At 31.3% G+C, this 25524-nt stretch carries 23 protein-coding genes; 6 read left to right on the forward strand and 17 right to left on the reverse strand.

From position 1 onward, the window contains the following. Positions 1-71 precede the first annotated feature (71 nt). A complete protein-coding gene (locus MK851_RS09390) occupies positions 72-428 on the reverse strand; it encodes a winged helix-turn-helix transcriptional regulator (RefSeq protein WP_115902211.1) in 357 nt (118 codons plus the stop codon). Between the two features lie 96 nt (positions 429-524). On the opposite strand from MK851_RS09390, the gene MK851_RS09395 reads away from it, so the two are divergent. Further along, entirely contained in the window at positions 525-1124 is a 600-nt protein-coding gene (locus MK851_RS09395; RefSeq protein WP_320243413.1) for a nitroreductase family protein, read from the forward strand. A gap of 64 nt (positions 1125-1188) precedes the next feature. Here the strand turns inward: MK851_RS09395 and ftsY are convergent, their stop codons facing one another. From ftsY to MK851_RS09430, 7 genes are all read right to left on the reverse strand, one after another. Further along, the gene (gene ftsY / locus MK851_RS09400; protein WP_303506112.1) at positions 1189-2142 is read right to left on the reverse strand and encodes a signal recognition particle-docking protein FtsY; all 954 of its coding nucleotides are present in this window, start codon (positions 2140-2142) and stop codon (positions 1189-1191) included. 237 nt (positions 2143-2379) lie between these two features. Next, positions 2380-2532, reverse strand: coding sequence for a DUF4295 domain-containing protein (locus MK851_RS09405; protein ID WP_115902213.1), 153 nt, complete (start codon positions 2530-2532; stop codon positions 2380-2382). A gap of 28 nt (positions 2533-2560) precedes the next feature. Next, positions 2561-2743 carry a 50S ribosomal protein L33 gene (gene rpmG, locus MK851_RS09410; protein ID WP_093113661.1) on the reverse strand — a complete coding sequence of 61 codons (183 nt, stop codon included), beginning with the start codon at positions 2741-2743 and terminating at the stop codon, positions 2561-2563. Positions 2744-2770: 27 nt separating this feature from the next. Next, positions 2771-3010, reverse strand: a complete 240-nt coding sequence (rpmB, locus tag MK851_RS09415; RefSeq protein WP_115902236.1) for a 50S ribosomal protein L28 — start codon at positions 3008-3010, stop codon at positions 2771-2773. Positions 3011-3174: 164 nt separating this feature from the next. After that, positions 3175-4419 (reverse strand): competence/damage-inducible protein A, encoded by a 1245-nt coding sequence (locus MK851_RS09420; protein ID WP_320243419.1) that lies wholly within the window; start codon positions 4417-4419, stop codon positions 3175-3177. Positions 4420-4460: 41 nt separating this feature from the next. Then, a complete protein-coding gene (locus MK851_RS09425; protein WP_320243421.1) occupies positions 4461-5069 on the reverse strand; it encodes a fumarylacetoacetate hydrolase family protein in 609 nt (202 codons plus the stop codon). Between the two features lie 100 nt (positions 5070-5169). Continuing rightward, the gene (locus tag MK851_RS09430) at positions 5170-6009 is read right to left on the reverse strand and encodes a 1,4-dihydroxy-2-naphthoyl-CoA synthase (protein WP_320243424.1); all 840 of its coding nucleotides are present in this window, start codon (positions 6007-6009) and stop codon (positions 5170-5172) included. A gap of 93 nt (positions 6010-6102) precedes the next feature. Here MK851_RS09430 and MK851_RS09435 point away from each other — a divergent pair, with 93 nt between their 5' ends. Further along, positions 6103-7344, forward strand: a complete 1242-nt coding sequence (locus MK851_RS09435; protein WP_320243426.1) for an alpha/beta hydrolase — start codon at positions 6103-6105, stop codon at positions 7342-7344. A gap of 1 nt (position 7345) precedes the next feature. On the opposite strand, the gene MK851_RS09440 is transcribed toward MK851_RS09435, so the two are convergent. The 4 genes from MK851_RS09440 to MK851_RS09455 all read right to left on the reverse strand — a co-directional run bounded on the left by MK851_RS09440 (position 7346) and on the right by MK851_RS09455 (position 11091). After that, on the reverse strand, positions 7346-7756 hold the full coding sequence (locus MK851_RS09440; RefSeq protein ID WP_320243428.1) for a DNA-binding protein: 411 nt from the start codon (positions 7754-7756) through the stop codon (positions 7346-7348). A 1-nt stretch (position 7757) separates the two neighbouring features. Beyond that, positions 7758-9413: a 2-succinyl-5-enolpyruvyl-6-hydroxy-3-cyclohexene-1-carboxylic-acid synthase gene (gene menD / locus MK851_RS09445; protein WP_320243430.1), complete on the reverse strand. Its 1656-nt coding sequence runs from the start codon at positions 9411-9413 to the stop codon at positions 7758-7760. A gap of 109 nt (positions 9414-9522) precedes the next feature. Further along, positions 9523-10176: a fructose-6-phosphate aldolase gene (fsa, locus tag MK851_RS09450; protein ID WP_303506088.1), complete on the reverse strand. Its 654-nt coding sequence runs from the start codon at positions 10174-10176 to the stop codon at positions 9523-9525. 114 nt (positions 10177-10290) lie between these two features. Beyond that, positions 10291-11091 (reverse strand): SDR family oxidoreductase, encoded by an 801-nt coding sequence (locus MK851_RS09455; RefSeq protein ID WP_320243432.1) that lies wholly within the window; start codon positions 11089-11091, stop codon positions 10291-10293. A gap of 92 nt (positions 11092-11183) precedes the next feature. Between MK851_RS09455 and MK851_RS09460 the strand changes: the two genes are divergently transcribed. Together MK851_RS09460 and MK851_RS09465 are read left to right on the forward strand one after the other, a co-directional pair. After that, positions 11184-12854, forward strand: a complete 1671-nt coding sequence (locus MK851_RS09460; RefSeq protein WP_320243434.1) for a M1 family metallopeptidase — start codon at positions 11184-11186, stop codon at positions 12852-12854. A gap of 21 nt (positions 12855-12875) precedes the next feature. After that, entirely contained in the window at positions 12876-13283 is a 408-nt protein-coding gene (locus tag MK851_RS09465; protein ID WP_320243436.1) for a hypothetical protein, read from the forward strand. A gap of 58 nt (positions 13284-13341) precedes the next feature. On the opposite strand, the gene MK851_RS09470 is transcribed toward MK851_RS09465, so the two are convergent. The 5 genes from MK851_RS09470 to MK851_RS09490 all read right to left on the reverse strand — a co-directional run bounded on the left by MK851_RS09470 (position 13342) and on the right by MK851_RS09490 (position 22404). Beyond that, positions 13342-15186 carry a DUF349 domain-containing protein gene (locus MK851_RS09470; RefSeq protein WP_320243438.1) on the reverse strand — a complete coding sequence of 615 codons (1845 nt, stop codon included), beginning with the start codon at positions 15184-15186 and terminating at the stop codon, positions 13342-13344. An 86-nt stretch (positions 15187-15272) separates the two neighbouring features. Further along, positions 15273-16034: a shikimate dehydrogenase family protein gene (locus MK851_RS09475; protein WP_303506082.1), complete on the reverse strand. Its 762-nt coding sequence runs from the start codon at positions 16032-16034 to the stop codon at positions 15273-15275. Next, positions 16015-17022 carry a DUF368 domain-containing protein gene (locus MK851_RS09480; protein ID WP_320243440.1) on the reverse strand — a complete coding sequence of 336 codons (1008 nt, stop codon included), beginning with the start codon at positions 17020-17022 and terminating at the stop codon, positions 16015-16017. Before MK851_RS09480 ends, MK851_RS09475 begins: the two co-directional genes overlap by 20 nt. Positions 17023-17061: 39 nt before the next feature. Then, the gene (locus MK851_RS09485) at positions 17062-17985 is read right to left on the reverse strand and encodes a DUF368 domain-containing protein (protein ID WP_303506078.1); all 924 of its coding nucleotides are present in this window, start codon (positions 17983-17985) and stop codon (positions 17062-17064) included. Between the two features lie 12 nt (positions 17986-17997). Next, a complete protein-coding gene (locus MK851_RS09490) occupies positions 17998-22404 on the reverse strand; it encodes a translocation/assembly module TamB domain-containing protein (RefSeq protein ID WP_320243443.1) in 4407 nt (1468 codons plus the stop codon). Between the two features lie 182 nt (positions 22405-22586). On the opposite strand from MK851_RS09490, the gene tsaD reads away from it, so the two are divergent. Continuing rightward, entirely contained in the window at positions 22587-23615 is a 1029-nt protein-coding gene (tsaD, locus tag MK851_RS09495) for a tRNA (adenosine(37)-N6)-threonylcarbamoyltransferase complex transferase subunit TsaD (protein WP_320243445.1), read from the forward strand. 65 nt (positions 23616-23680) lie between these two features. Beyond that, on the forward strand, positions 23681-25486 hold the full coding sequence (locus MK851_RS09500) for an LTA synthase family protein (protein ID WP_320243447.1): 1806 nt from the start codon (positions 23681-23683) through the stop codon (positions 25484-25486). Positions 25487-25524 lie beyond the last annotated feature (38 nt).

A 25524-nucleotide genomic window follows, 5' to 3' on the forward strand; every position in this document is an offset into this window, starting at 1 on the left:
AAAAGCTTCTTTTAGGATAACAAAACTACCCTTCAGTCTAAATTCTAATAACTGATGATGTTTAAACACTATTATTTGGAATGATTTTTTACAGCAAAATCTCCCCAGTCTGCGATAGACTGAATTATTGGAATTAAACTTTGTCCTAAATCTGTTAAAGAGTATTCTACTTTTAAAGGTGGTTTTGATGTATACACTTTTCTTTTAATTACACCATCTTCTTCCAAGGCTTTCAACTGTAAGCTTAAAGTTCGTTCTGTAACCATTGGAATCTCTTTTCTTAACTCACTGTAACGAAGTGTTCCTTTTATTAAATGAAAAAGAATTACTGTTTTCCATTTCCCTCCAATTACTCCCATAGTAAGACTAGTGCAACAAGGAAATTCTTTCCCTTTAAATGTAAATGTTTTAGATGTTTGTCTGTCCATAATTTATACTATCCTTTTTGACCGTTATTGCAAAGATAAAATACTATAATTACTTTTGCTACTATAATATCTATAGTTTAATTAAAAAAATAGAATATGAGCTTTATATCATCAATGCAGCAACGTTATACTACCAAAAAATACAATGCTTCAAAAAAAATTGAATCTAAAAAAATTAAAGAATTACAACAGGTATTACAATTAAGTCCTTCATCAATAAACAGTCAGCCTTGGAAATTTACTTTTGTTTCTGATGCTGATACTAAACAACGCCTTTCAGAAGTATCTTGGTTAAACACAAGTAAAGTTCTTGAGAGTGATACTGTTGTAGTGTTCAACCGAATTAATGATATTGAATTATTTGAAAAACAAATTGAAGAAGAACTACCTGAAGGAGCTGTCGGTTATTATAAAGAATTTATAAAGCCAAAACCTGAAGAAGAGATTAAAGCTTGGTTTGACAGACAAGTTTATTTAGCTTTAGGTGTTTTTTTAAGTGCGTGTGCAGAAATGGGAATTGATGCTACTCCAATGGAAGGTATTGAACCCGAAAATTATGACAAAATTTTGAATAACGAAGGTTATGCAACCCTTGTTGCTGTAGCTATAGGCTATAGAGATAACGAAGATTTTAATCAACCAGATAGAAAACCAAAATCAAGATTAGTATTTAACAAGGTTATTGAAACAATTTAAAATAAAAAAACTCCCAAATTGGGAGTTTTTACTTTGTTATATATTCTTTCACAGTAAAAAGATATTATTTAAAAAACGAGTCTACAAATTCGTGTTTGTTAAATACTTGCAAGTCGTCGATACCTTCTCCTACTCCAATATATTTTACAGGAATTTGGAATTGATCTGAAATACCAATTACTACTCCCCCTTTTGCAGTACCATCTAATTTAGTTACTGCTAACGATGTTACTTCTGTTGCTTTGGTAAATTGTTTTGCTTGTTCAAATGCATTTTGACCAGTAGAGCCATCTAACACTAATAATACATCGTGTGGAGCATCTGGAATTACTTTTTGCATTACACGTTTAATTTTTGTCAACTCATTCATTAAATTAACCTTGTTATGTAAACGTCCTGCTGTATCTATGATAATTACATCAGCATCTTGATTAACCCCTGATTTTACAGTATCAAAAGCTACGGAAGCAGGGTCTGATCCCATATCTTGCCGTATGATAGGTACATCTGTTCTGTCAGCCCAAACTTGTAGTTGGTCTATCGCTGCTGCTCTAAAAGTATCAGCTGCTCCTAGCACCACTTTTAAACCTTTCTTTTTGAATTGTGAGGCTAATTTCCCAATCGTAGTTGTTTTTCCTACTCCATTCACTCCTACTACCATTAACACATATGGTTTTTTATTAGCAGGAATCGTAAAATCAGTTTCATCTCCTGTATTCGTTTCTGATAATAAACCTGCAATTTCTTCACGTAAGATTTGGTTTAATTCTTCAGTTCCTAAATACTTATCACGAGATACACGATCTTCAATTCTATCAATAATTTTTAGGGTAGTTTCAACTCCTACATCAGACGACACCAATACTTCTTCTAAATTATCTAGCACATCATCGTCAACCTTTGCTTTACCTGCAACTGCTTTTGATAATTTAGAGAAAAAACTTGATTTGGTTTTTTCTAATCCCTTGTCTAAGGTTTCTTTTTTCTCTTTCGAGAAGATTTTTTTAAAAAAACTCATTCTTAAATTTTATAATCGCTTATATAGGTTAAAAACTATACCAAATTTTTGATACGGTCAAATTGTCATTGTACAATTACAATTCGCGTTAGGGATTATCTCGGCATCCTTTTTTTGAAGAAAAAGATATAGCGAAAAGCCCAACCCGAAGAGTAACGTTCAAAAATACAGATTTTTAATACATAAAAAAAGCTACTCTCTGATGAAAGTAGCTTTTCTTTAAACTGTATACAAGAATTACTTTTTTGCTATAAAGTCGTTTACTTGTGCTGGATCCATAATAGCTTCAACAAAAGTGTAAGCTCCAGATTTAGGAGACTTTACCATTTTGATAGCCTTGGTTAATCTTTTCGAACCTGTTTGTAACGATGCTACTGATTTCTTTGCCATTTTATATTAAAGTTTACGCCGTAGCTTATTATTTAATTTCTTTATGAACTGTCATTTTCTTTAAGATTGGATTAAATTTCTTTAATTCCATTCTATCAGGAGTATTCTTTTTGTTCTTTGTTGTAATATAACGAGAAGTTCCTGGTTTACCAGAAGCTTTGTGCTCAGTGCACTCTAAAATTACTTGAACTCTGTTTCCTTTTTTTGCCATCTCTCTAAAATTTTATCTAGTAAGGAATTATTTAGTTAAGAAACCTTTTTCTCTAGCTTCTTTAATAACCGCAGAGATTCCTTTTTTATTAATATTTTTTAATGCAGAAGCAGATACTTTTAAAGTTACCCATTTATCTTCTTCTGGAATATAGAAACGCTTATTCATTAAATTAGCGTTAAACCTTCTTTTAGTTCTATTTAAAGCGTGAGATACATTATTACCTACCATCGCTTTTTTTCCTGTTAATTCACAAACTCTAGACATCTTCTTGACAGTTTTTAGTGTTATTTCTAAACGAGGTGCAAATTTATGCAATTTAATTTATTGCACAAAAACATTCTCGATTAAATTTCTAATTATTTTAATCTTTTCAAAACTAGGTTCAGCATCTAACCTATTCGGAAGCGTAACGGCGGCAAAAATACTAATTATTTTAATATAGTAGCCTGTAAAAGTTCTAAAGATTTAGTTACAGTTCTATTAATAACCTTTTCCCTTGGTTGTCCAAAATTAAATTCATAAACCTCTACTCCATCCTTAGTAGCAATAGCGATATACACTAGACCTACATTCTTATCGTTGTGATCAGTTGTTGGCCCTGCGTTTCCAGTTACAGCTATAGCGTAATCAGTTTGTAGTTTCTCTAAACACCCTTTTGCCATTGCTGAAGCTACTTCTTTACTTACTACTGTAAACTCATCAATTGTTTCTTTAGAAACATCCAATAACTGCTGTTTTAAAGCTGCTGTATAGGTTACAAATCCACCCATAAAATATAAGGATGCTCCTGAAACAGCAACGATAGTTGATGCTATTTTCCCTCCTGTTAAACTTTCTGCTGTAGCTACAGTTTTACCATATTTTTTTAACAGTTTACCTACTTCTTTTTCTAATGATGTTTCATTATCGTCTCCAACGATAATTTCTGGAATTAAAGTGTATAGTTCAGTAACTTGCTTTTCCATTTCTTGCACTAGCAGTTTTTCATCATTTCCTTTAGCTGATAATCGCAAACGTACACTTCCATAAGACGGCAAATATGCTAACTTTATAAAATTAGGTAAATTATCTTCCCAGTCGGAAATTCTTTCAGCAATAATTGTTTCCCCTGTACCAACCGTCATAATGGTTCTATGTAATATGAACGGTAATTTAAAAGTAGATTGAAGCTTTGGAAGTACGTCATACTTCATCAATCCTTTCATTTCATAGGGAACTCCTGGAAGTGATACAAAAACCGTATTATTTTCATAAAACCACATTCCCGGTGCTGTTCCTAAACGGTTCATTAATAAAGTTGCTTTGGAAGGAAGCTGCGCTTGATATCGTTGAATTTCGTTAAATGGATGATTCACTTTTTTGAATAGATATTTAATGTTATCAATAACTTCGGGATATTCAACTATCTTTTCATCTTTAAAGTATGTTGCAATCGTTTTTTTGGTGATATCATCTTTGGTAGGTCCTAATCCTCCAGTAATAATAACGATATCTGCTCTACTTTCAGCTTCTTTTAAAGCATTTAAAATATGCTGTTCTTCATCTTGTATTGATGATATTTGATAAACTGAAACTCCTATTTTATTTAACTCTTGACCAATCCATTGAGAATTGGTGTCTACAATTTGTCCGATAAGAATTTCATCTCCTATCGTAATGATTTCTGCATTCATTTATATATCTAAAAAAGAATCCCGCCGAAGCGGGATATATTTTATTTTACTTTTATTTGAAAAGCTTGTTTTCCTTCAATAGTTCCTGTTAAAATATCATTTTCTGCTACTTTCCCAACTCCTGCAGGAGTTCCTGTAAAAATGATATCTCCTTTTTTTAAGGTAAAATATTGTGACACATAACTAATCAATTCATCAATTTTCCACAACATACTAGAGGTATTTCCATCTTGCACCACCTCATCATTCTTCTGTAATTGAAATGATAAGTTTTCTAAGTTAAATTCTTCTTTAGGAAAAAACTCTCCCACAACAGCACTACCATCAAAAGCTTTTGCTTTTTCCCATGGTAATCCTTTCTCTTTACACTGTGACTGTACATCACGTGCTGTAAAATCAATTCCCAATCCAACAGTGTCATAATACTTATGTGCAAATTTTGGAGAGATATGTTTTCCTACTTTGTTTATTTTTACCAGTACCTCTACTTCATAATGAATATCATTTGAAAACGGTGGAATAAAAAATGGCATTTTTTTAGGAAGAATAGCTGAATCTGGTTTTAAGAAAACCACTGGGTTTTCTGGTCTTTCATTTGCTAATTCTTCTATATGTTTTGCGTAATTACGCCCTATACAAATTATTTTCATAAGCCCCTTTTAATTTCCCCAAAGGGAAAAAATCATACTCTTTTATTTTTATAATTTACTCAAACTAATCCCCTCCCTTTGGGAGGGTTAGGGTGGGATTTTAAGGTATCCAAGTTTTAGGGAAGTTAGGTTTACGTTTTTCTAAAAACGCATCACGTCCTTCTTTAGCTTCATCTGTCATATAGGCTAAGCGTGTAACTTCTCCTGCAAATACTTGTTGACCTACCATTCCGTCGTCCGTTAAGTTCATTGCAAACTTTAGCATTTTAATTGAGGTTGGTGATTTTGCTAAAATTTCTTGTGCCCAATCAAAAGCTGTTTGCTCTAACTCGTCATGAGGAATTACGGCATTTACCATTCCCATTTCATACGCTTCTTGCGCTGAATAATTCCTTCCTAAAAAAAAGATTTCACGTGCTTTCTTTTGTCCTACCATTTTAGCTAAATATGCTGAACCGTAACCTGCATCAAACGAAGTTACATCGGCATCTGTTTGTTTAAAAATAGCATGTTCTTTACTCGCTAACGTTAAATCACAAGTTACATGTAAACTGTGTCCTCCACCTACTGCCCAACCTGGAACTACACAAATCACTGCCTTTGGCATAAAACGTATTAAACGCTGTACTTCTAAAATATTCAAACGGTGATACCCGTCTTCTCCAACGTATCCTTGGTGTCCACGTGCATTTTGATCTCCTCCAGAACAAAAACTCCAAACTCCATCTTTAGTTGATGGACCTTCTGCAGATAATAATACAACTCCAATATTAGTATCTTCATGTGCATCTTGGAATGCGTCTAGTAGTTCAGAAGTAGTTTTTGGTCGAAATGCATTACGTACATTTGGTCTGTTAAATGCTATTCTCGCAACGTTGTGTGACTTTTTATAAGTAATATCTTCGTACTCCTTGGCAACTTTCCAGTCTGGCTGTATCATAATTTTAAAATATTGTCGTTATTTAGTTGTACAAAAATAACATAATAACTTTATTTTCTTTTCTATATTTGAACGATATAATTTACCCCTAATATGAAACAAGTATATTTATTATTTACCTTATTAATTAGCACTAGTCTTTTTTCTCAAAAAATTGTTACTCAAAAAGTCAATTCGAAAGAGCTAGGAAAAGATAGAAACATAAAAATCTACCTTCCTAAAGGGTATGATATAGACGAAACCACTAACTACCCTTTGGCTATCGTTTTAGGTGACGAGTATCTTTTTGATTTATACGTAGGAAATGCTAAGCTTTATGCTAATGTTGATAAAGCTCCGAGACAAATTGTCGTTGGAATTGATATGAAGAATACTTATGGAAAAGATATTTCTATTATACCTTCTAACAATGCTTTAACAAGTTCTGGAGTACATTTTTTTAATTTTATTAAGCACGAATTAATTCCTTTTATGGAAGGAAACTACAGAACTTCTCCTTTTATGACAGTTGTTGGTGAAGGAAAGGGTGCTAATTTTATTACTCATTATTTAAAGGATGAAAAACCTGTTTTTAACTCATATATCTGTATTACACCTGATTTACCTCAATTTGCTCCGGCAATTTTAGAATCATATTCTCTTAGCAGGCTGGGTTCTATTGATAATACCTACTTTGTATACATAAGTAATAACAAAAAATATATTGACCCTAAGCAATACAATCGTTTTAGTGAAATTAGAACTTTGTTAACATCATATGAAGCTAAAAACTTTAATGTTACTTTTGATGAGTTTGAATCTTCTCCTAGCTATTTAGCAATGATTGGAGAAACTATTCCTAGAGCTTTTACACAAATGTTTAGTTTATATTCTAAGATTACTAAAGAGGAATTTGAGGCTAATGTGAAAGATTTAGCTCCTTTAGATGCTATTAAATATGTTGAGAAAAAATATTTAGATATTCAATATTTGTATGGTTCTAACTTAAATGTTCGTTTGGATGATATTTTTGTTATTGAAGACATCGTTATTGATAGACAAGATGGTGATTATTTAAGAGTTTTAGGTGATTTTGTAATGATAAAGTACCCTGATTCTCACATGGGTGATTTCTACATTGGTAAATATTACGAGTTGGGGAAAGACTACGAAAAAGCTGATTTTTATTATAAAGCTGCTTATGGGAAAATGGATCCTTCTAACCCTAACGCCGATGCTTTTTATGAAAACATTAAACGTGTAAACGATTTAATGGGAAGTAAAAAGAAAGAAGAAATTAAAAATAGTGACGATGAGGAAATTATTGAAGAACAAGAGGAAGAAGGACAAGAATAGGTTATTTTAACACTATTCTGTCTTCTTGTAATTCTATTTTTTTACTCTTATACAAGCTGCCAATAGCTCTTTTGAATGCTTTTTTACTCATTTGTAAGTGAAATTTGATTGATTCAGGAGAGCTTTTATCTGTTAACAGCAAAAACCCTTTGTTTTCTAGCTTTATCAATATTTTTTCCACATCTGAATCAATTACATTTTCAAACCCTTGTGGGCGTAGTGATACATCAATTTTTTCGTCTTCACGAATCTTCTTAATGTAACCTACTTTTCGCATTCCTTCTTCAACATCACTAAAAACCTCATTGTTATACAACAATCCCTCGTACTCTTCATTAATTAAAACCGAATAACCTAAAGCGGTTTGAACACCAATTACTAAATCTACCTTATCACCTTCTTTTAATTCCATCTTATACGTTTTTAAAATAGTTTTTTAAAACTACGTCATTTATTTCTTTTGGAGTAAAAACCTCCATTATTTTTGGTTGATTCGATTCTTCATAAAACGAAATCAAACTATTTTGTAAGCTTTTTAAGTCTTTTACCTGAACATATTCAAAACCATACATTTTTGATAAATGTTCGGCTGTTAAACCGTGTGGTGTTTCAAAGTATTCAGTAGCGTTCGTTGATAGTGGACCTGGGATATATCTAAAAATACCGCCTCCAGCATTATTCAAAATAATAATTCTAAAATTCTTAGGAGTATTAGTATTCCACAACGCATTACTATCGTAAAAAAAGCTTAAATCTCCTGTTATAAATACTGTTTGATTCTTTGAAACAAATGCAGCTCCAATAGCTGTACTTGTACTTCCATCAATTCCACTAGTTCCCCTGTTACAAAACACTTGTAATGTAGCGTTTACATCAAACAATTGCGAATATCGAATAATCGAACTGTTGCTAATTTGCACTTGTGAGTTATCAGGAATACTATCTAAAATAACTTCAAAAGATTTTAAATCTGAATACTCACAGTTTTTTAAGTACTCTTCATGTTTTATAGCTCTAAGTTCTTTTTCTTGTAACCACCTTGTTTGATAATTACTTTGAATATCTTTCTTTTTACCAGAAAGCACTCTTAAAAAGGTTACAGGATTCGTTTGTACAAATTCCGACAAACAATGATAAGTATCCATTCCTTTTAACTCATCAACATGCCAGTGATGGTTTGGTTGTAACTTTCTTAAAAACTGTTTTATTCTTTTAGAAATCACCATTCCTCCTAAAGTAATTAATACTTCAGGTTGTAGTTTTTTATATTCTTCTTCCGTTAACTTAGATATTAGCTTGTCAATACTATTGATAAACTTCGGATGATATACATTTGATGTTGTTTCTGTTAATACTAAAACAGAAGTATCTTCTGCATAGACATCTAATATTTTTTGAAGTTCAACATCTGGAAAATTACTTCCTACTAAAATCATTTTTTTAGTTGAATAATTCCAAATAGAAGAAAGTATCTCGTAGTCCTTATGAGATTTCTCGACTTCTCTCGAAATGACACTTGAAAAATCAAAAACTTTTAGTTCTTCTACAGTTTCATATAAAGGTTCGTCAAACGGAACATTGATATGAACTGGTCCTTTTTGGTTTATAGAAGTTTGTAATGTTTCAACCAGTAAATCGGTATTATTTTTCAACTTACTTTCTTCCTCAATCAAATTAGCTGAAGACAAAATATGATTTTCAAATACATTTTCTTGACGAATGGTTTGTCCGTCACCAATATCAATTAAGTGTTTAGGTCTATCTGCTGAAATTATAACTAGCGGAATTTGGCTATAAAAAGCTTCTGCTATAGCAGGGTAATAATTTAACAAAGCAGAACCAGAAGAACATACGATAGCTACAGGTTTTTGCTTTTGTTGTGCTATTCCCATTGCAAAAAAGGCTGCACAACGTTCATCTACCACACTTAATGCTTCAATTGTTGGATGATTTGAAAATCCAATAGTAAGCGGTGCGTTACGAGAGCCTGGAGAAATAACAACGGTATCAATATTAAATTGATGACATGCTGAAATTACTAATTGTGCGAGTTCTTTTTTTGGGAACATTTCTTTTAAAGTTAAAAAATGTCATTTCGAAAAAAACGAAAAACCTTTTTGAACAAATAGATTTCTCACTTCTGTCGAAATGACATTGTATTATTTCCAACTAAGTTGGTTAGTTTCCTTTTTTATAATCTGCTAAGAATTTAGCTAAACCAATATCAGTTAATGGGTGTTTTAACAATCCTTCAATAGCACTTAATGGTCCAGTCATAACATCAGATCCAATCTTAGCACAATCAATAACATGCATTGTGTGACGTACAGATGCTGCTAATATTTGCGTTTCAAACATATAGTTATCATAAATCTGACGGATTTCAGCAATTAGGTTTAAACCATCTGTAGAAACATCATCTAAACGACCAATAAACGGAGACACATACGTTGCTCCAGCTTTTGCTGCTAACAATGCTTGACCTGCTGAAAACACTAATGTAACATTAGTTTTAATTCCTTTGTCAGAAAAATATTTACATGCTTTAATCCCATCTTTAATCATAGGTAACTTTACTACAATTTGAGGATTCAAAGCAGCTAACGCCTCTCCTTCTTTTATCATTCCATCAAAATCAGTAGAGATTACCTCAGCAGAAACATCACCTTCAACAATTTCGCAGATTGCTTTGTAGTGATTGATAATATTTTCTTCTCCCGTTATTCCTTCTTTAGCCATTAATGATGGGTTGGTTGTTACTCCATCTAAAATACCTAAAGCTTGTGCCTCTCTAATTTGATCTAAGTTAGCTGTGTCTATAAAAAATTTCATCTGTATATTTATTATGTAGTTGTGTTCTAATTCTTATTATTTTAAAAGGGCTAACCCCTCTATAAAACAATTTTATATGTCGTAATTTTCTTCAATTACTATTCTTCTGCGAATTTACAATTTATAATGATTCATTAGAAGCTTTTCATAAACTTTATCGGGCAGTATTCTTTTTAACACAATTGAAAACTTCTCCATAAATCCACCTACTTTATAATGTATTTTAGGATTTTTATTTTCAATGATCTTATAAATAGCTTCCGCCATTAGTATTGGGTCTGCTCCTGAATCTACATGAGTATCCATCAAAGCTAAGTTTTCAGCATATTTTTCTTTGTAGGCAGAGTTTTCAAAAACTGGTGTATGGTATCTTCCTGCTGCAATATTCGTAGCAAAATCTCCTGGAGCTACGTTTACAACATTAATTCTGAAGCTTTTCACCTCCATACTCAATGCTTCTGTTACTAACTCTAAAGCTCCTTTACTTGCAGAATAAATCCCTCTAAATGGTAATCCCATATATCCAGCAATTGAAGTTGTATTAATAATAGTTCCTGATTGCTGCTTTCGCATATGAGGTAATACCGCTTTAACAACATCAATTACTCCAAAGAAGTTTGTATTAAAGTTTTCCTTCATTTCTTCTGTTGGTGTATCTTCAATAGGCCCTGTAATCCCTTTTCCGGCGTTATTAATTAACACATCTATCTTTCCTTCTACATCAATCACTTTTGCCACAGCCTCTTTTATAGAGTCTTCATTAGTTACATCTAACGCTACCATTTGAAATGGAACATTCACTTTTTGAGGATTTCTACTTGTTCCGTAGACTGTAAACCCTCTATCGTATAAATATAAAGCTATTGATTTCCCTATTCCTGAGGAAGCTCCTGTAATGAAAACTATTTTTGACATTGTTCTTATTTTAAGCAAATATCTTAAAGTTACCATCAATAAAAAAACTTTAAAAACTTATCTTAGCGTTTTATCTTTCAAGAATAAACACTATGTATAAAAAACCATTTTCTTTATCTGTTTTTATGACATCTTTGGCTATTTTAATTGTCGGATGTTCTTCTTCAACAGCTCAAAAAAACACATCTTTATTTTCATATACTGAAAAGTTTACTCGTCAAGATTCTTTACGTGGTTCTATTACTCCTGAAAGATTGTGGTGGGATTTAACCTATTATCATCTTAACGTAGCTGTGAATCCTGATAAAAAATTTATTGAAGGAAAAAACACGGTACAATACAAAGTTTTAAAACCTCATCAAGTTTTACAAATAGATTTACAACCTCCTTTAAAAATTACTAAAGTCACTCAAAACAATGAAGAACTACAAGTTGTTTCTGAAGGAAATGCCCATTTTATTCAACTAAAATATCCTCAAAAGAAAGGATCAATAAATTCTATTGATGTGTATTATGAAGGAAATCCTAAAGAAGCTATCAGAGCTCCTTGGGACGGTGGTTTTTCTTGGAAAAAAGACAGTAATGGGAATCATTTTGTAGCCACATCTTGTCAAGGGTTAGGTGCTAGTATTTGGTGGCCAAATAAAGATCATATGTATGATGAAGTAGATTCTATGGCTATTAGCGTTCGTGTACCTAAAAACCTAATGGATGTTTCTAACGGACGTCTACGTAACATCGAACAACATAATGATAATACTACAACATATCATTGGTTTGTTGATAACCCAATTAATAATTATGGTGTTAACGTTAATATTGGAGATTATGTTCATTTTTCTGAAAAGTATAACGGTGAAGATGGAGAGCTAGACATGAATTATTATGTATTACATGACAACCTAAAAAAAGCTAAAAAGCAATTTAAAGATGCTCCTAAAATGATGAAAGCTTTTGAGCATTGGTTTGGTAAATATCCTTTTTACGAAGATGGCTTTAAGCTGGTAGAAGTTCCGTATTTAGGAATGGAACATCAAAGTTCAGTTACCTATGGTAATCAATATAAAAATGGATATTTAGGTAGAGATTTATCTGGAACTGGTTGGGGGCTAAAGTTTGATTTTATTATTATCCATGAAGCGGGTCATGAATGGTTTGCTAACAATATTACCAATGTAGATATTGCTGATATGTGGATTCATGAAAGTTTTACTGCGTATTCAGAAAACTTATTTTTAGATTATTACTACGGTAAAGAAGCTTCTGCAGCATATGTTATTGGAACTCGAAATGCAATTCAAAACGACATTCCAATTATTGGCAATTATGATGTAAATGATGAAGGTTCTGGTGATATGTATTATAAAGGTGCCAACATGTTACATACTATTCGTCAGTTAATAAACAACGATGAAAAATGGCGACAAATTTTACGTGGATTAAATGCTGACTTTTACCACCAAACAGTAACTACACAAGAAGTTGAAAAATATATGATTGAAAAATCAGGAATTGATTTAAGTAAAGTATTCGACCAATATTTACGTACAGTGAAAATTCCTGAATTTGAGTACAAGGTTGAAAATAATACTTTAAAGTATCGTTGGGGTAATGTGGTAAAAGGGTTTAACATGCCTTTAAAAGTAATTATTAACGGAAAACCTGAGTTATTAAATCCTACTGAGAATTGGCAAGTAAAAACTATTAAAGGAGGCTCTATTAAAGTTGACAAGAATTATTATGTTAACTTTAAATCCGTTTAAAATAGCTGTATTTTACCTTTTATGATTAAACAGTTACTAAAAAGCCTTACACTTAACCCTAAAAAACTGTTCTTAATTGACGGATTAGGAGCAGTTCTATCAGCTTTTTTATTAGGAGTAATATTGGTAAATCTTGAAAGTATTATAGGCATCGCACCTTCAACACTTTATTTACTAGCTGTATTACCTATATTTTTTGCTGTCTACGATTTTTACAGTTATCAAAAAATACACAATGAACTAAAACCTTTTTTAAAAGGAATTGCCATATTAAATCTGCTATATTGTTGTCTTTCTATTGGAGCAGCATTCTATCATTATAAAACAATCACAAGTATAGGGTGGATATATATTTTAGTTGAAGTCTCAATTATTATCATTCTATCTATAATTGAACTTACCATAGCAAAAAGATTTACCAAAAATTAGACATAAAAAAACTCGAACCTTATCTGGTTCGAGTTTTTCTTTAACTATATATTATTACTTAGTAATCTAATCTTCTTAAATAATCTAGTTTTTCTTGCCAAAGATCTAATTGATCTTTAAACTCTTGTATTCCATTGCGAACGTTTTGTACTAAAGGGTTATCTTCTGTAGCGTTTGAAATAAAACTTAAATTATTTTCTAACTGTTGCATCTCACGTACAGTTTCATCTATTCTCTTTCTAATAAAGAACTGTTCACTATCTAGTTTTCTGTAGTCTTCTTGTGATAAATATGTATCAATAACACCTTTAAACTTCATCATTTCAATATCAATTCTACTCATATCTAGCTTATCTAGGTGAGCATCCATTGCTTTATTGAATTTTTCGTCTAAGTAGCGTGCATTTCTTGGCAACGCTCCTAACGCTCTCCAATCAGCTAACGTTTTTTCTACATCTTCTTCGTTAGATATTTCAGCCGTTTTAATTTGCTCTATAAACTCTTTTTTAGTTTCTACTACAGCTAACTGCTCTTTATTCTGCTCATTTTTACGAGCGTGTAGTCTGTCAAAATAATGATTACAAGCATTTTTAAAACGTTTCCAAATATCATCAGAAAACTTTCTAGGTACATGCCCTATTTTTTTCCAATCAGCCTGAATACGTTTCATAGTATTAGTAGTTTCGCTCCAATCTTCACTCTCTTTTAAACTTTCAGCTAGTTCTACCAACTCCATCTTCTTCTTTAAATTCTCATTTTGAGAACTTTTTTCTTCCTTATAAAAAGCATTTTTCGCTGTATTGAATTTTTTTGTAGCTACTTTAAATTCTTGCCAAACTGCTTCACTTTTACTATAAGGCAGCTTTCCTATGTCAAAGTATTTTTTACGCAGTTTTTCTATTTCTGCAATACTTTTTTGCCAATCGTTATGTGTTTTATTATTTGATGTATCGTATGCACTTATTTCTGCAGCAACTGCCAATTTTGCATCAATCATTTCTTGATGCTTTGACTTTAATTCTCTGTAGTGCTGATGACGTCTGTCGTGAATTTTCTTAGTAGCTTCACTAAACCTGCCCCAAACATCTTCTCTGTGCTCTCTTGATACAGGTCCTATATCTTCTTTCCACATACGATGTAATTCTTGCAACTCTTTAAAAGCTACATTAACATCTTCTACTTCGTTTAAGGCCTCTGCTCTTTCAATTAATCGTAGTTTTTCTTCTAGATTATGTTTGAAATCTAACTCTCTAAAATCTTTGTTTAAATGTAGTAAATCATAAAAACGCTCTACATGGTGGTGATAAGTTCTCCATGTATCATTATACTTTGTTTTTGGCACTGCTCCAATACTTTTCCAACGATTTTGAATTTCTTGAAAATCGTTATACATTGTTTTAGAGTCAGCGGTTTTGATTAAAGATTTTAATTCTTCAATCAAGTTATTTCTTCTATCTAAATTTTCTTTTAATTTTTTTTCTAACTGAGAATAGTATGCGTCTCGTTTGGCTTTATATTCACCTAATAAATTATTGTATTCTGTTTTTACTGGGCTAGAAAATTGAAAGTCTATAGAATTTCCTCCATCGGCTAAAAATGCTCCTTTTTTCTTTGCTAGTAAAGCTCCAAACTTAGAATTAAATGCTGTTTTAATAGCATCTACATTTGATTTTAGTTGCTGAATTGGGTGGCTTTTAAGCAATTTTTTTAATTCATCTACCAATTTTTCTAACTCCATCGAAGCATAATCAAGCATGGGGATTTCGTGCTTTTCATCTGCTTTTTCAGATTCATTGGCTACTTCATTTTCAACCTCATTAACAGCATTTTCAGTTTCTTCATTTGTCTTCGTTTGCTTTTCTGTAATTGGCTTTTCTACTTTCTCTTCGTTATTTTCTAACATATCTACAATGTTTAAGTTCCTTTGATTTAGATTATAAAGATAAGGATTCTTAGAGAATAGCAAATTTTATTTTAGTTTTTAAAATTTTAGCTATTGTTCCATATTTTCCAAGCTTTCTCTGCTTGAAGTTCTAACATCTCTAATCCGTTTTTTATGGTTGTTCCCTGTTTTTTTCCTTTACGTAAAAAAGTGGTTTCTGATGGATTGTATATTAAGTCATATAACAGGTGTTTGTCTGACAAAAATTCATACGGAATATCTGGGCAGTTCTCTACATTTGGGTGTGTACCTAGAGGTGTACAGTTTACAATAACAGAGTATGACTCAGTAAGTTCTTTAGTAATATCTTGATACGAAATCTGTTTTTTTCCTTCAGGAGTTCTCGATACATATTTATACTTCATCCCTAGACTTTCAAATGCAAAAGCTACTGCTTTTGAAGCACCTCCTGTTCCTAAGATCAAGGCTTTTTTATGATGTTTTTTTAGCAATGGTTTTAGTGACTTTTTAAAACCATACACATCAGTATTATATCCTTTTAACCTTCCTTTTTTAGTAATTTTAATAGTATTGACCGCTCCTACTTTTAAGGCTTTCTTATCTATTCTATCTAAAAAATTAAAAACATCTAGTTTGTACGGAATGGTCACATTCATTCCTTTTAACTGCTTTTTATTTTCTTTTATTTTTTGAGGAAGTTCGTGTATAGATTGAATATCAAAATTGATATACTCATGATTTTTTAAATCTAATTTTTCAAACTTTTCGGTAAAATATCCACGAGAAAATGAGTACGAAATGTTCTTTCCTACTAAAGCATATAAATGCTTATTTTCTTTTTTGGTCATAAAAATCAATAATTAATATTAATGCAACTCCAATAATAATAAATCCTATTGAAATCCATGTTTCTTGATTGTTAAAATTCGGAATAAATCTTTGGTAATTTTCTATAATTTTATTTCCGCTTTGATCTAACAAAAATGCACCTTCTTCTTTCTTATAAATAGTTTCTTTCCATGGCCAAACAACCCCTAATGATCCTGTAATAAAACCTATGATAATTGCTGTTACAATTTGATGCCATCTTTTTAAAACATAACCCAAAACATGTGAAATAGACACAAGACCAAACGCTGAACCTGCTGTAAAAACTCCTATAATTTTTAAGTAACGTACTTTTACCTGATCATTTAATACTTCAAAGTTTCCAGACAATAGGTTGGCTATTACATTCCCTAGCACATTTACACTATCTACCAACAGCATCACATAGTTCCCTAATAATATGAGAATAAATGAGCCTGAAAGCCCTGGTAATGTCATTCCTGAGACTCCTATTATCCCACATAGAAACACAAACCACAAGTTGTCATTTTCTGTTGCTGGTGTCATAAAACTTATGGAGACACCTACTGAAACTCCTATTAGTAACCCTAAAATAGTTTTAGGTTTCCAATCTCCAAAATCTTTTGATATGTAGTAAATGGAGCCTATAATCATTCCAAAGAACCATGACCATACATATAGTTGATAATTTCTTAAGAAGTAATCTAAAACAAGAGAAACACTGAAGTAGCTAAACATACTTCCTCCCATTACCCATACTAAAAACTGTAAATTGGTATAACTAGCAAAACTTTTAAAACGACCGTTAAGCAACAATTTAAAAGCTTTACCATTTATTCTTTGAAAAGTATAAATAAGTTCTTCATAAAACCCCATCACAAAAGCCACCATACCACCAGAAACTCCCGGCACTTTATTAGCTCCTCCCATTATCAATCCTTTTAAAAAAAAATTTATTTTTTGTGATAGCGTGCGCTCTTTATACATGCTCATGCTGTTTAATTAGAACGCTAAGTTAGTTATTTTCTAATGCTTTTTTACTGCTATTTTTTCTAGTAATAAAATAAGTCCGAAACCAATTAAGGCCAACACAGTTGCATACATTAATTGAGGGTTTCCATCATAAGAAAACGGAGAAATAGATAACTCATTAAAAGGAACTTGTTCTCCATGAGAATTGGTTCTATAAGTCAGTACTTTTTTCCATGGCCAGATTTTATTTAATGAACCTATAATAAACCCTGTTAACACAACTAGCGTATAATTTTTATAATTTGAAAACAAGTATTTCAAAACTCTTGAAAACGTTAGCAAGCCTACTATTGCTCCTAAAGCAACAAATGTTATAGTTGTAAAATCACGGTTATTTACAGCTGCTAAAACTGGTTTATAGGCCCCTAATAACACCAAAATAAAAGACCCTGAAATACCTGGTAAAATCATTGCACAAATTGCTATAGCGCCTGCTAAAAACATAAACGACATTGATGAATGTTCTGAAACTAGTGGGTTTAATGTTGTTATATAGTAAGCGAGTATCGCTCCTAAAATTAATAGAACTCCTGAAACAAGATTCCATTGAGTTACCTGTTTTGCTATATAAATAACGCTTGCTAATACTAAGCCAAAGAAAAAAGACCATACTAAAATTGGGTGATTTACTAATAACCAAGAAATCATTTTTGCTAACGAAACGATACTAATAAAAATCCCAACAAAAAGAGATACTAAAAAATTACCGTTTACCTGTTTCCACGCTGATTTAAAACCTTCTTTTTGTAAGGTTTTAAGTAATTTTATATTGATATTACTTATAGAGCCTAATAGCTCTTCATAAATCCCTGAAATAAAAGCGATGGTACCTCCTGAAACACCTGGAACTACATCTGCAGCTCCCATAGCCATTCCTTTTAACATGATTACAAGGTAATCCTTACTTGTTCTACTCATAAAATAGTTTGGTTATTTTTTCTCTTTAGATTTAAAGTTTATCAGCCCTTTTTTCTTTTTTGGCGGAATACTATCTTTTAAAGTATCTCTTTTTACTCTTTTTTTATTCAACCCTAATTTTCTTCCTAAGTCGCGCAAGTTATTAAAATTAACTTGGTATGAGATACCTATTCCTTGCGTATACCCTTCTTCTTCGGTAGAATATTGCACTTCATTTTGACGGTTAAATACCGTACCTCTTAAGTTACCTTCTTCATTTAAAAGAACTTCTACTTTTACTTCTCCAACAACACTAGTTTGTGTATTAGTTCCTACTGGCACCCCTACTTTACCATTAACCAACACTCTATCAGTTAACTGCGTTGACACAGACACATCTACTTGATCATCCGAATTAAGGTTATCAACATTTCCCCTATCTCCTTGCGTATACCCAACTCCTAATTGAAATTTGTTTCCATCGCTATTTAACATATTTGTTAAAATACTTGAGGCAATTTCAGAGGCTGTTCCTGTAATTCCTGAACTTGCACTATTACCAATAGCATCCGCATTATAAAATGTACCAAAAGCTAATAAAAACGAGAAATGTTGCATTTTTGTATTTAAATCATTCTCGTTTAATAAAAACTCTAACTCTGAACTTACTGTTGAATTTGCATTTGGTATTTTAATATCAAACTCTTGTTTTGAACTAAATAATCCTCCTGTAATTTTTGTGTATAAGTCAATTGGAATTTTACGATTTGAATTGATGTTATCTAGTAATTGTGCTGGGTTTGCTTTGGTTCTATAAACTGCTGTTATATCTAAATCAGCTTCATAAGGATCTCCATTCCAAGAAATAGTTCCTCCTTTTTGTACTATAAAAGGCTTTGTTATTCCTGCATACTTGAAGTTGTAAAAACCATTATCTACCGTAAAATCTCCGAACATATTAAATTTCCCTCTTGTATCAATATCTATTCTAAGATTTCCTTCACCACTTCCTTTTAATTCACTTCCCGAAACTTTATCAATTACTACTTGAGCTACAGCATCTTTTGTTACAGCTAAATCTAATCTTAAATCAAGTCCTTTTATATCACCAATAACTTTCCCTTTTGATCCCTCTTCTTCTTCTCCTGTTTTAAATCGGATTAACTTATAATTATCTATTGTTTTAACATCACTTAACGGGATTACAAAAAGAGTTCCTTTATTTGTTCTTCCATTAACCTCTATATCTAAATAGCTGGTAAGTCCTCTAATTTTTGCTTCACCATCTAAGAACCCAGTTCCGTAATATTGAGATTCTTCCGTCTCTTGTGTATCTAAAATCAATAAATTTTGAGTATTAATATCAAAATTCAAGAACCAGTCTTCAAAATTTTGATGTACAATACTTCCTGATAAATCCCCTTGTGTTAGGTATTTTGTATCCTCTAATATTATGTCTTTAAAAACAAATTCTTGTTTATCTAAAACTACGCTCGTGTTTCCTTTTAAATCAAAATCTACGTTTAAATACGGAAAAGCTAATCCCGCATTTTCAAAGTTTAGAACTCCATTAAAATCTGGGTTTCTTAAATAACCTTTTGCCGTAAAATCTCCCGTTACTTTTCCTCTTAATTTAGATAAGACACCTTCTCCTAACGGTCCGAAAGCTCCAATATCATACTCTTTCAAGTAAATATCTAAATCTATAATTGGTCTTTCTCTTGAAAAGTCAACTTCTCCTGTAGCTGAAATGTTTTTTGCTTTTTCACTTTCTAAATATAAGTTGACGTCATATTTTTCGTAGGAATTATCTCCTATAACATTCAACGCTAAATTTCCTTGTGAGTAATTGTTTATATAAAAATCCTCAACATACAAATTCCCTTTAGGAGCTACTATTTTATTTTCTTGTTTGAACTCTAATGTACCATTTAGTTTTCCATCTAGTTTTAAACTATCAACTGGGGGTAAAAAGCTAGCTAGTTTTACTTTATTAAAGTTAGCTTGTATGTCTTTGTAGGTACTATCTCTTACAATTCCTTTAAAATCTATTTTTTGTTCTCCTGACTTAAAAACAAATGGACTAATTGTAAAATCATCCTTTTGCAAATCAAATGTCACTTTATTATTCTTATCGTCATTAGGATTTACTTCCCAATCAAAACCTTTGTAATATAATGTCGATTTTTGAATTCCTACAACAGATTTTTGTAGCTCATTAATTGTATAAAAAAAATCTAAATTAAAACTCTCGCCATAATCTTTCCCTCCTTTAAAAACCGATTTAAAAAATAATGTATCATTTTGAGTACGGTTTAACAGGTTTAGCTTTTCAATATTATAATACTTTGTATTGACTTTTTTTGCTGTTAAGTGAGTGTTATATAGTGGGTTTTTATTATCCAGCCTTAACACTACTCCTTCAATTATATTTTTATATGCATTTATTTCTGGAGACTCAAATGTAAGTTTTAGTGAGTTTTTATCTGAATTAATGCGTCCTTTTAATCTTGTATTTTTTCCTATTGAAATATTTGGTAAAAACACATCGATAATTTGATTATAAATTGTGAAATCAAAATCTAAAAATTGATTTGGTGCCACTTCGTGAGGGCGGTAGTTCGTATATACGCTACCTAAAGCGTTTTGGGTTATTGGCAGTAATTCTTCAAAAGAAAACTTACCTTTTACACTTCCTTTTACAATATCTTCTGAGTTTACTTCAATCGTTTTTATACTATCTTTTACAGATGAGTTTACTTCAAAACTCTTAAAAGGATAGCTCTGTTTTTGATTTGTGTATACTAGGTTTTTAAAAGTTGCTTTTCCTACAATATCATCAAATGTATTCCCTGAAATATTTAAGTTAATATTCCCTTTTAACTCAGAGATACTATCACGAGTGAATAAGTTTGTTTTTTTCAAATCAATTCTATCAACATTCGCAATAAAGTCAAATTTGTTAATTTCTGATGAAAAATCGGCTAACCCTTCAAATTTTAATTTAAAATTATCATCTTCTGCATTTAGCAAACCATCAAACTTTTTGTTTTGAAACTGTCCGTTTACCTGTAAATTTTTATACTCATATTCATTAAAAAATAAACTACTTACTTTTCCTATAATTATGGTATTAACATTATCAACATTAAACCCACTACCATTTACATCTGCTTTTAATGAAACGGTTCCTAATACAGGGTCATTTGCAAAAACACCAAGATCAAAATTTTTAAACTCAACCTCACCTGTGTATTTTGCTGCATCAATATCATCAATATTTGTTAACTGTAAATCAGAAATTGCAGTCCCTATCTCTGATTTTACTGATACAGTAGCATCCATTTGTTGTGGTGTTACTCTCACTATTCCATTCAACGTAAAATTACCTAGTCTTTGAAATTCCGTTGGCAACGTTCTTCCTAATAAATTTGGTAGTACATTTCTTAATTGGTAATAATTTGCGGTAAGATTATCTAAGTCTGCATCAAAAACAAAACCTCTACTGGTTTTAACAGCATTAACAAATCCCATATTTCCAATAATTCTCATACCTCCCTTTGAATGTACTCTTACATTATTAGCACTGAAATTATTTAGTACACCATCAATATCTCCGCTTATATATAGAAAGTCCTGCCCACCAATTTCATTGTAAAGTTTATTTAAATCTTTTACTGAAACTACACTTTCTTGAAACTTTGCTTTTATTCTTACCTTATCATTAAAGTTCACAAAGTCTTTTCGGTTGTAGGTAAACTTAATTTTAGCTTGAAGCTTGGTTTTATTGTCTGTTTCTAATGTTGTGTTCTTAAAATCCATAAAGGACCTTGTATACGTGAAGTCAGTGGATAAATTCGACACATTTACTCCTCTATTTCCTGTAAAAAACATGTTCCTTATTTTCATAGAAACATCAGGTCCGACAATTGAAAAATCATTTAACTCAGCCCCAGCATTGTATGCTGCAAACTCAAGAGGATCTCCTTTATTCTCATCTAGTAATTTAAAAGTTAAACCATCTAAGGAAATTTTATCACTTTTTAGAATAAACGGTGCTGCTAAACTATCTCTTGGTTTTCCATCTTCAAAACTATCTATGAAAATAGACATATTATCATTCTTTTCACCTTTATATGTCTTCATATAAAAATGAACTCCACTTAAAGAAGCTTCTTCTAAATCTACTTGATTTTCTAATACACGCTTAGCGTTTGATAAGGAAGTGCTTAAATTATTTACAAATATTAATGTGTCTTTGTGGTGGTCTCTAATCTCAATATCTTTTAACTGAACACTTCCAAACCAAGACAAATCAACCTTTTTTACAACAATATTGGTGTTGAATTCTTTATTTACCCAATTAGTTGCATACTTAGCAAGTTGACTTTGTACAATAGATAATGATAGTAAAATAAAAAGCAAGAGTAAAAAAAGCACAGCGTACTTTATTATTCTACCTACTATATTCCCTAATCTTTTTATAACTTCCCTTATTTGTAATCCTGTTTAACAAAAGTAATCAGCAAACTGCAAAAATGCTGCCTTATTTTAAAGAAATCTTATTTTTAACGAAAATCTAACGTAATATCAATATTTTTGCAACCTAAATCCGAAAAGATTTGAGTACAGAAAACATCTATATTTTAGGTATTGAAAGTTCTTGTGATGACACAAGTGCTTCAGTAATTTGTAACGGAAAAGTGTTAAGTAATGTTGTTGCAAACCAAGAAGTGCATGCTAAATACGGTGGTGTGGTTCCTGAGCTAGCTTCAAGAGCCCACCAACAAAACATTGTTCCAGTTGTACAACAAGCTATTGAACAAGCTAGCATAACTAAACACAATTTAAATGCTATTGCCTTTACTCGTGGCCCTGGATTAATGGGCTCTTTATTAGTTGGTACTTCTTTTGCTAAATCTTTAGCTTTAGGGTTAAACATTCCTTTAATAGATGTGAACCACATGCAGGCACATATTTTAGCTCATTTTATTGATGAAGAAGGAAGTAAAATACCTCCATTTCCTTTTGTTTGTTTAACTATTAGTGGCGGGCACACACAAATTGTAAAAATTACCAATCATTTTGAAATGGAAATTTTAGGTGAAACGATTGATGATGCGGTTGGAGAAGCTTTTGACAAATCAGCAAAAATATTAGGATTACCTTATCCTGGTGGACCTTTAATTGATAAATATGCTCAATTAGGAAATCCTAAAGCTTTTAAGTTTACCAAACCTAAAGTGGGTGATTTAGAATTTAGTTTTAGTGGATTAAAAACTGGAATCTTATATTTTATACAAAGGAATGTAAAAGAAAACCCTAACTTTATTAAAGAAAATCTTAACGATATCTGCGCTTCTATTCAATATACTATTATTGAAATATTAATGGATAAGCTTAAAAATACTGTAAAACAAACTGGCATCAAACACATAGCAATTGCTGGTGGGGTTTCTGCTAATTCAGAAATACGAAAACGCTTAACTTTAGCTGAAAAACACTGGGGGTGGACAACTTACATTCCTAAATTTGAATACACCACCGATAATGCTGCTATGATTGCCATAGCCGGATATTTAAAATACTTAAACAACGATTATTCTGATATTTCTGTAACAGCCAAAGCTCGTTTAAAGGTTACAGAATAAATCTCTTTTTTACTACAATGACTAACTTTAAAAACAGATTTCTTTTTAGTGTTACATATTATTTTTTGTGGGTAGTATATTTTTTACTCGCTCGCTTTTTATTTTTAATATATTATTTTGATAAAACTTCAGAGTTAAGTTTTTTTACCACTTTAAAAACATTTTTATACGGTATTCAATTAGATTTTTCTTTTGCAGCTTATTTAGCTGTCATTCCTTTTTTAATCATCTTGCTTTCAATCTGGATTCCTAAGAAAATTATTGGTTATATTATTAAAGGATATACCTTCCCAATCCTTTTGGTTATCAACTTATTTATGTTAACAGACATGTCTTTGTATAAATTTTGGGGGGTCCGTATAGATGTTACAGTTTTAAATTACATCAACACTCCTAAAGCTATGCTAGCTTCAGTGAGTACTTTACAGTTAGTTGGCGGAATATTTGCTTGGGTATTACTTTCTGTAGCTACTATTTACTTTTTTAACAAGGCCTTAAACAAAACTCTTAGCAAATTAAGCAAAAGACATTTTTTAGAAGCTCCTATATTTTTACTTTTAATTGCAAGCTTAATTATTCCTATGAGAGGTGGTTTTGCTAACATTCCTATTAACCAAAGTAATGTGTACTTCTCTAAGAATATGTTTGCTAATCATGCTGCAGTAAATTTTATTTGGAATTTCGCTAATACGATTAGTCATAAAACTGATGGTAAAAATCCATATACACATTATAAAAGTGATATGGCTAAAAACATCATCAATAACACTAAAAATCAACTTTTAACAGCTAATACAGACTCTATTTTAAACACTCAAAAACCAAATGTTATTATACTTATTTGGGAAAGTCTTTCAGCAAAAGCTGTTGGTGCTTTAGGCGGCGAACCTGATGTTACTGTAAATCTAAACAAGTTAGCTAAAGAAGGGATTCTATTTACCAATTTCTATGGAAATGGAGACAGAACAGATAAAGGAGTTCCTGCTATTTTAAGTGGCTATTATCCTCAGCCAACAAAAAGCATCATGAAAATTCCATATAAGGCAAGAAAACTACCTATACTTACCAAAGAAATGAAAAACCTAGGCTATAATACTAGTTTTTATTATGGTGGAGATAGTAATTTTGGAAACATGATTACCTACTTACGTAATGGTAAAATAGATAAAATTGTAGATGGAACCGAATTTGATAAAGAAAATTGGAATTCAAAATGGGGAGCTCACGATCATATCTTTTTAGATCGATTTATGAAAGACTTATCAGCTCCTACCCTAAAAGAACCTTTTTTTGAAATAGCTCTTACACTTACTAGTCACGAACCTTACGAATTCCCTGGCAAATACAAGTTTGGTAAAAAATCAGTAGAAAATTTATACAGAAGCGCACAAGCTTATACAGACAAGGCTATAGGTAAATTTATTAACGAAGCTAAGAAACAGCCTTGGTGGGATAATACGTTAATTGTTATTTTATCTGATCACGGACATCCATTACCCAAACATAAAGGATATTTTAATTCTCCTAAAAGATTTCAAATTCCAATGGTTTGGTTAGGTGGAGCTCTTAATAAAACAGGAATTACTATTGATAATTTTAGTGCTCAAAGTGATTTAGCTTATACTTTAACAGATATGTTAGGAGGAAATCCAAAGCAGTTTCAATTTGGAAAAAATATTTTTAACACCTCTGAGAATCAATATGTGCATTATGTATTTAATAAAGGTTTCGGAACCATTTCTAAAAATGGAACTTTTGTATATGATTATGTAAGCAACAAACCTGTTATACAAGAAGGTAATTATCAACCTTTAGACTCATTAGGAAGAGCTATTAGTCAGAATGCTTATCAAGATTTTTTAGACAAATAAAGTTAATCTTTCACTAAGAAAGAAACTGTTAAAATCCA

Source organism: Tenacibaculum sp. 1B UA (genome assembly GCF_033978845.1).
In the GTDB taxonomy this organism is placed as follows: Bacteria; Bacteroidota; Bacteroidia; order Flavobacteriales; family Flavobacteriaceae; genus Polaribacter.

Coding starts and splice junctions, on each gene's coding strand:
- MK851_RS09475 (WP_303506082.1), bottom strand. CDS start 16,034: ATGACCAAAAAAGAAAATAAGCATTTATATGCTTTAGTAGGAAAGAAC.
- ftsY (WP_303506112.1), bottom strand. CDS start 2,142: ATGAGTTTTTTTAAAAAAATCTTCTCGAAAGAGAAAAAAGAAACCTTA.
- rpmB (WP_115902236.1), bottom strand. CDS start 3,010: ATGTCTAGAGTTTGTGAATTAACAGGAAAAAAAGCGATGGTAGGTAAT.
- MK851_RS09435 (WP_320243426.1), top strand. CDS start 6,103: ATGAAACAAGTATATTTATTATTTACCTTATTAATTAGCACTAGTCTT.
- MK851_RS09480 (WP_320243440.1), bottom strand. CDS start 17,022: ATGTATAAAGAGCGCACGCTATCACAAAAAATAAATTTTTTTTTAAAA.
- fsa (WP_303506088.1), bottom strand. CDS start 10,176: ATGAAATTTTTTATAGACACAGCTAACTTAGATCAAATTAGAGAGGCA.
- MK851_RS09390 (WP_115902211.1), bottom strand. CDS start 428: ATGGACAGACAAACATCTAAAACATTTACATTTAAAGGGAAAGAATTT.
- MK851_RS09440 (WP_320243428.1), bottom strand. CDS start 7,756: ATGGAATTAAAAGAAGGTGATAAGGTAGATTTAGTAATTGGTGTTCAA.
- MK851_RS09405 (WP_115902213.1), bottom strand. CDS start 2,532: ATGGCAAAGAAATCAGTAGCATCGTTACAAACAGGTTCGAAAAGATTA.
- MK851_RS09465 (WP_320243436.1), top strand. CDS start 12,876: ATGATTAAACAGTTACTAAAAAGCCTTACACTTAACCCTAAAAAACTG.
- rpmG (WP_093113661.1), bottom strand. CDS start 2,743: ATGGCAAAAAAAGGAAACAGAGTTCAAGTAATTTTAGAGTGCACTGAG.
- MK851_RS09395 (WP_320243413.1), top strand. CDS start 525: ATGAGCTTTATATCATCAATGCAGCAACGTTATACTACCAAAAAATAC.
- MK851_RS09430 (WP_320243424.1), bottom strand. CDS start 6,009: ATGATACAGCCAGACTGGAAAGTTGCCAAGGAGTACGAAGATATTACT.
- MK851_RS09460 (WP_320243434.1), top strand. CDS start 11,184: ATGTATAAAAAACCATTTTCTTTATCTGTTTTTATGACATCTTTGGCT.
- MK851_RS09485 (WP_303506078.1), bottom strand. CDS start 17,985: ATGAGTAGAACAAGTAAGGATTACCTTGTAATCATGTTAAAAGGAATG.
- menD (WP_320243430.1), bottom strand. CDS start 9,413: ATGTTCCCAAAAAAAGAACTCGCACAATTAGTAATTTCAGCATGTCAT.
- MK851_RS09425 (WP_320243421.1), bottom strand. CDS start 5,069: ATGAAAATAATTTGTATAGGGCGTAATTACGCAAAACATATAGAAGAA.
- MK851_RS09470 (WP_320243438.1), bottom strand. CDS start 15,186: ATGTTAGAAAATAACGAAGAGAAAGTAGAAAAGCCAATTACAGAAAAG.
- MK851_RS09420 (WP_320243419.1), bottom strand. CDS start 4,419: ATGAATGCAGAAATCATTACGATAGGAGATGAAATTCTTATCGGACAA.
- MK851_RS09455 (WP_320243432.1), bottom strand. CDS start 11,091: ATGTCAAAAATAGTTTTCATTACAGGAGCTTCCTCAGGAATAGGGAAA.